The organism is Paracoccus sp. (in: a-proteobacteria) (assembly GCF_047973135.1).
GTDB lineage: Bacteria > Pseudomonadota > Alphaproteobacteria > Rhodobacterales > Rhodobacteraceae > Paracoccus.
The window spans coordinates 1-5,564 of record NZ_JBKEBL010000120.1; the positions used below are offsets into that span (position 1 = coordinate 1).

The following is a 5,564-nucleotide window of genomic DNA, read 5'->3' on the forward strand; positions in this document are numbered from 1 at the left end:
GATCGTCGGCACCGATGAGGAGTTTCACATCGCAGGCGGGACCACTGATACGGTTCAGGCGCTGCGCAATGTCCGCGCGGTCAGAAAGGCCACGCTGGTCTGCAAGAGGGGGGAGAAGGGGGCGGTGTCCTTCGAGTGCTCGATCCCGGAAAGTCTGGATGACGGTGAGACCTGGCCGGGCTTTCCGATTGAAGTATTCAACGTGCTGGGCGCGGGGGACGGGTTCTTTTCCGGTCTGATGAAGGGCTGGGTGGATGGCGAGGATTGGCCGACGGCGCTGGAATACGCCAATGCCTGCGGGGCTTTCGCGGTCAGCCGGCATGGCTGCACGCCGGCCTATCCGTCGCTGGCGGAGCTGGTATTCTTCCTCAAGCGCGGAGTGACCCGCCCCGATCTGAGAAACGATGCCGAGTTGGAACAGATCCACTGGGCGACGAACCGGCAGGGCCGGATGGGCGGCGACTGGACCACGATGCGGGTCTTTGCCTTCGATCATCGCGCGCAGCTTGAAGAGATGGCGGGCTATACACCGGAAAAGGGCGCGGGTTTCAAGGAGTTGTGCCTTGATGCGGCCTTGCAGGTGGCCGATGGCCGGAACGGTTACGGCATCCTCTGCGACAACCGGATCGGGCGGTCTGCCTTGCACCGGGCCAGCGGCTCGGGCCTGTGGATCGGGCGGCCCTGCGAATGGCCTGGCTCGCGGCCGCTGACGCTTGAACCGGAACTGGGCGCGGATTGCGGCGGGCTGGCGGAATGGGCGCGCGAGGATGTGGTGAAGGTGCTGTGCTTCTGTCATCCGGATGACGACGCGGAAATGCGCGCAGGGCAAGAGGCGACGGTCGGGCGGCTGTTCACAGCGGCGCGCAGGAACGGGCTGGAATTCCTGCTGGAGGTGATCCCCTCGAAGGTCGGCCCGGTCGATGACCAGACGACCGCAACGCTGATCCGGCAGTTCCATGCGGCAGGCATCTTCCCCGACTGGTGGAAGCTGGAGCCGATGGCGACAGCCGCCGCCTGGGCCAATGCCATCGGTGCCATCGAGGCACATGATCGCCATACGCGCGGCATCGTGGTGCTGGGTCTTGATGCAGCCGAGGATGAGTTGGCCGCCAGTTTCGGGGTCGCCGCCGGGTTCGCTCTGGTGCGGGGCTTTGCGGTGGGGCGGACGATCTTTGGCGATGCGGCACGGGACTGGCTGGCGGGCCGGATCGGGGACGAGGCGGCGATAGCGCGGATGGCCGGGCGTTACGGGCGGCTCTGCGACATCTGGGACAGGGCGCGGCATGCGGCACGGGTGGGTCTGTGAGGCCGGCGCGGAACCTTGCCGGGGGCGGTGGCGGGGGGCTTGGCCCCCCGCGCGAAAGTCGGCCCCTCGATGGGGCCGGCTTTCGCTGCCCCCCTTGCGTTGCGGCGCGTCCGCGGAAGGAGACGGAAATGAATGACAGGATCCGGTTGACGGCGGCGCAGGCGATGGTGCGCTGGCTGAGCGTGCAGATGACCGAAGATGGCGAACGCTTCATCGACGGCGTCGGGGCGATCTTCGGCCATGGCAATGTGGCAGGCGTGGGAGAGGCCCTGCACGGGATCGGCGATGCGCTTCCGACATGGCGCGGGCAGAACGAACAATCCATGGCCCATGCGGCGATTGCCTATGCCAAGGGTCTGGGGCGCAGACGCGCGCAGGCGGTGACGACCTCCATCGGGCCGGGTTCCACGAATGTGGTGACGGCGGCCGCGCTTGCGCATGTGAACCGGCTGCCACTTCTGATCATCGCGGGCGATGTCTTTGCCAATCGCCGCCCCGATCCGGTGCTTCAACAGGTCGAGGATTTTGACGACGGCACGGTCAGCGCGAATGACTGCTTTCGTCCGGTGGTGCGCTATTTCGACCGCATCACAAGGCCCGAACATCTGCTGACGGCTCTGCCGCGCGCCATGCGGGTGATGACCGATCCGGCCAATTGCGGGCCCGCCTGTCTGGCCTTCTGTCAGGACGTGCAGGCCGAAGGATATGACTGGCCCGAGGAGTTCTTCAAACCACGCGTCTGGCGCATCCGCAGGCCGGAACCCGATGCGGCAGAGCTGGCGGAAGTCGCGGGTCTGATCCGGGCGGCGAAGGCCCCGGTCATCGTCGCGGGCGGGGGCGTGATCTATTCGGGGGCCGGGGATGCGCTGGCGGATTTTGCCACGGCGCATAATATTCCGGTGATCGAGACGCAGGCGGGCAAATCCGCCCTGCCACAGGCCCATGCGATGAACTATGGCGCGGCCGGGGTCGATGGCTCGGCGGCGGCGAATGCCGTGGCGGGGCGGGCCGATCTGGTGATCGGCATCGGCACGCGGTTGCAGGATTTTACCACCGGCTCGCGGACGCTGTTTCCGGGGGCGAAGCTGGTCAGTATCAACGTCCAGCCCTATGATGCAGCGAAGCATGGCGGGGTTGGCCTTGTCGCGGATGCGAAGGTGGCGTTGGAGAAGCTGGGCGCGGCTTTGGATGGGTATCGGGCCGATGCCGCGGATCCCGCAATCCGCGAAAGCTGGTTGGCAGCGGTCGACGCCCATTGCGCGGCCCCCGCTGACAGCAATGAATTGCCGACCGATGCGCAGGTGATCGGCGCGGTGCAGCGGGCGACCGCCGACGACGCCATCGCCATGTGTGCCGCAGGGACCATGCCCGGCGCGTTGAAGCTTCTGTGGCTGCCGTCGCAGGGCGGCTATCACATGGAATATGGCTATAGCTGCATGGGATACGAGGTGGCGGGCGCCATGGGGCTGAAACTGGCGCGGCCCGAGCGCGAGGTGATCTGCTTTGTCGGCGATGGCAGCTATATGATGATGAACAGCGAATTGGCGACGGCGGTCATGCGGCGCATTCCCTTCACCGTCGTACTGACCGACAACCGGGGTTACGGCTGCATCAACCGGCTGCAAAAAGGCACCGGCGGCGCGGCCTTCAACAACATGTATGTGGACAGCCGGATCGAGACCCAGCCGCAAATCGACTTCGTGGGTCACGCCGCCTCCATGGGTGCCCATGCAGTCAAGGCCGAAAGCATCGCCGATCTGGAGGCCGAGGTGAAGGCCGCGCGCAGCCGCGACATCCCCACCGTGATCGTCATCGACACCACCGCCGCCCCCGGACCGGGCGACGGGCTGGAAGGGGCGGGGCATTTCTGGGACGTGGCCGTGCCGGAAGTCGGCGATACCGAAAGGCTGCGGGCCGCCTATGCCGATTACCTGAAGAATATCGCAAGGCAGAGCCTCGTGAACTGAGAGAAGCACCATGATCCTTTACGGCACCAACCCCATTGCCTGGGCCAATGATGACGACCAATCCATCGGCGCGCATATCCCGACCGAACAGATCCTGCACGAGGCGGGGCAGGTCATCGGCTTTGACGGGATCGAGAACGGCCATCGCTGGCCGGACGACCCGCAGGCGCTGAAGGAATTGCTTGGCAGCTATGGGCTGCGCTTCATCTCGGGCTGGTATTCGACGGCATTGCTGACCCGCTCGGTCGGGGACGAGATCACCGCCGTGCGGCCCCATCTGGCGAAGCTGAAGGCGAATGACTGCAAGGTCTGCATCGCCTGCGAAGGCTCGAACGCCGTGCATGGCAGGCCGGACAGGCCGGTGAATGACCGGCCCCGGCTGACGAAGGATCAGATGGTCGCCTTCGGCGCGAAGATGGAGACGTTTGCGGAATATCTGGCGTCCGAAGGCATCACGCTGGCCTATCACCACCACATGGGCACGGTGGTGGAATCCCCCGAAGACATCGACGCCTTCATGGCGGCCACGGGGCCTGCCACGCATCTGCTGTTCGATGCCGGACATTGCGCCTTTGGCGGCGGCGATCCGGTTCAGGTGCTGACCCGCCACGCCGCCCGCGTTGTCCATTTTCACGCCAAGAACATCCGCAGACCCGTGACCGAACGCGTCCGGGCCGGGAACATGTCCTTCCTTCAAGGCGTGCTCGCCGGGGCCTTCACCGTGCCGGGCGACCCGGAAGGCGGGATCGACTTCGTGCCGCTGCTGCGCATTCTGGCCGATGCGGGCTATGATGGCTGGCTGGTGATCGAGGCCGAACAGGATCCGGCGGTCAGGAACCCGCTGGAATATCAGTCGCTGGGGCTGAGATCGCTGAAGGCGGCGGCGGCAAAGGCCGGGCTGGAGCGCGGCGCATGAGGGATTTTCTTGACCTGCAAAAGCCCTTCTACCGACCGCTGTGGCTGCGCCTGGCAATCGTGCTGTTCTGCCTGGCCTGGGCCCTGTTCGAGCTGGTGTCGGGCGGGCCGTTCTGGGCGGTGCTGTTCGGAGTCATCGGCATCTATGCCGCGCATCAGTTCTTTGTCGCCTTCGACCCGAAGGATGACGAATGAGGCGCGCGTCCGGTCCCGCAAGGGGGGCTTGCCCTTCCGGCCCCATCGAGGGGCCGCAAGGGCAGTCGGGGCGTTGCCCCTCCGGCGTTGATCGACCGTTGCGCACAGGTGTTGCGCGGCCCCTGCCCCAACCCTGTCCCATGACGTAACAGGAAAGGAAGCCCGATGCCCGATCTTCTGAAAAAACCCTTCGGCACCCATGGCGAGGTGCACCGGATCACCCCGGAAAGCGCCGGCTGGCGATATGTCGGCTTTTCGCTTTATCATCTGCGCGCCGGAGAGGCAGCGGGTGAGATGACCGGCTCGAACGAAGCCATTCTGGTCATGGTCGAAGGCAAGGCCAGCATCCGCGCCGCCGGTCAGGATTGGGGCATTCTGGGCGACCGTATGGATGTCTTCGAAAAGACCCCGCCCCATTGCCTTTATGTCCCCGACGGGCAGGACTGGCAGGCCAAGGCGGCAACCGATTGCGTGATCGCGGTCTGCTCGGCCCCCGGCCATGGCGGCCATCCGGCGCGGAAGATCGGCCCCAACGGCATCACCCTGACCCAACGCGGCGAGGGCAGCAACACCCGCTGGATCAACAACATCGCCATGGAGAACGAGGATTACGCCGACAGCCTGCTGGTCACCGAGGTCATCACCCCCGCCGGCAACTGGTCGTCCTACCCCAGCCACCGCCACGACGAGGACGACTTTCCCCGCATCACCTATCTGGAAGAAACCTATTACCACCGCCTGAACCCGAAGGACGGCTGGGCGGTGCAGCGGGTCTATACCGACGATGGCAGCCTTGACGAGGTCATGGCGGTGCGCGACGGCGATGTCGTCTGCGTCCCCCGAGGCCACCACCCCTGCGGCGCCCCCCACGGGTTCGAACTCTACTACCTCAACGTCATGGCCGGACCCCGCAGGAACTGGCGCTTTGTGCCAGCAGCAGAGGTCGAGTGGATGATGTGACGGGAGGTCGTCTGTCAGCGGGCTCCCGGAAGAACCAGATATGGTAAAAATGACTGTCAGACCAACGGCCCTATTCATTGACCTTTGCCCTGTTCCTGGAGGCGGTTCTTTGGCGCGTGCGCACCGGTGTGCCCTGGCGAGATCTGCCGGTGGAATTCGGGAACTGGACCAGCGTGTTCCGTCGGTTCCGCAGATGGGCCAAGGGGGGTGTTTTCGAGCGC

Annotated in this window: 5 protein-coding genes and 1 pseudogene; all 6 read left to right on the forward strand. The window is 65.5% G+C overall.

All coding sequences use genetic code 11. The annotated features are described in order from the left end of the window. Window positions 1-1,306 (forward strand): PfkB family carbohydrate kinase (locus ACK5L9_RS09095; protein WP_416911144.1); only part of this gene is annotated, 1,306 nt, incomplete at its 5' end. A 128-nt stretch (window positions 1,307-1,434) separates the two neighbouring features. Next, entirely contained in the window at window positions 1,435-3,273 is a 1,839-nt protein-coding gene (gene iolD, locus ACK5L9_RS09100; RefSeq protein WP_416911145.1) for a 3D-(3,5/4)-trihydroxycyclohexane-1,2-dione acylhydrolase (decyclizing), read from the forward strand. A gap of 10 nt (window positions 3,274-3,283) precedes the next feature. Then, window positions 3,284-4,189: a myo-inosose-2 dehydratase gene (iolE, locus tag ACK5L9_RS09105; RefSeq protein WP_416911146.1), complete on the forward strand. Its 906-nt coding sequence runs from the start codon at window positions 3,284-3,286 to the stop codon at window positions 4,187-4,189. Beyond that, on the forward strand, window positions 4,186-4,383 hold the full coding sequence (locus tag ACK5L9_RS09110; RefSeq protein ID WP_416911147.1) for a hypothetical protein: 198 nt from the start codon (window positions 4,186-4,188) through the stop codon (window positions 4,381-4,383). The genes iolE and ACK5L9_RS09110 overlap by 4 nt, the downstream gene beginning before the upstream one ends. A 165-nt stretch (window positions 4,384-4,548) precedes the next feature. Continuing rightward, a complete protein-coding gene (gene iolB / locus ACK5L9_RS09115) occupies window positions 4,549-5,343 on the forward strand; it encodes a 5-deoxy-glucuronate isomerase (protein WP_416911149.1) in 795 nt (264 codons plus the stop codon). Between the two features lie 89 nt (window positions 5,344-5,432). Continuing rightward, window positions 5,433-5,564: pseudogene (locus tag ACK5L9_RS09120) on the forward strand (transposase); the annotation flags it as partial.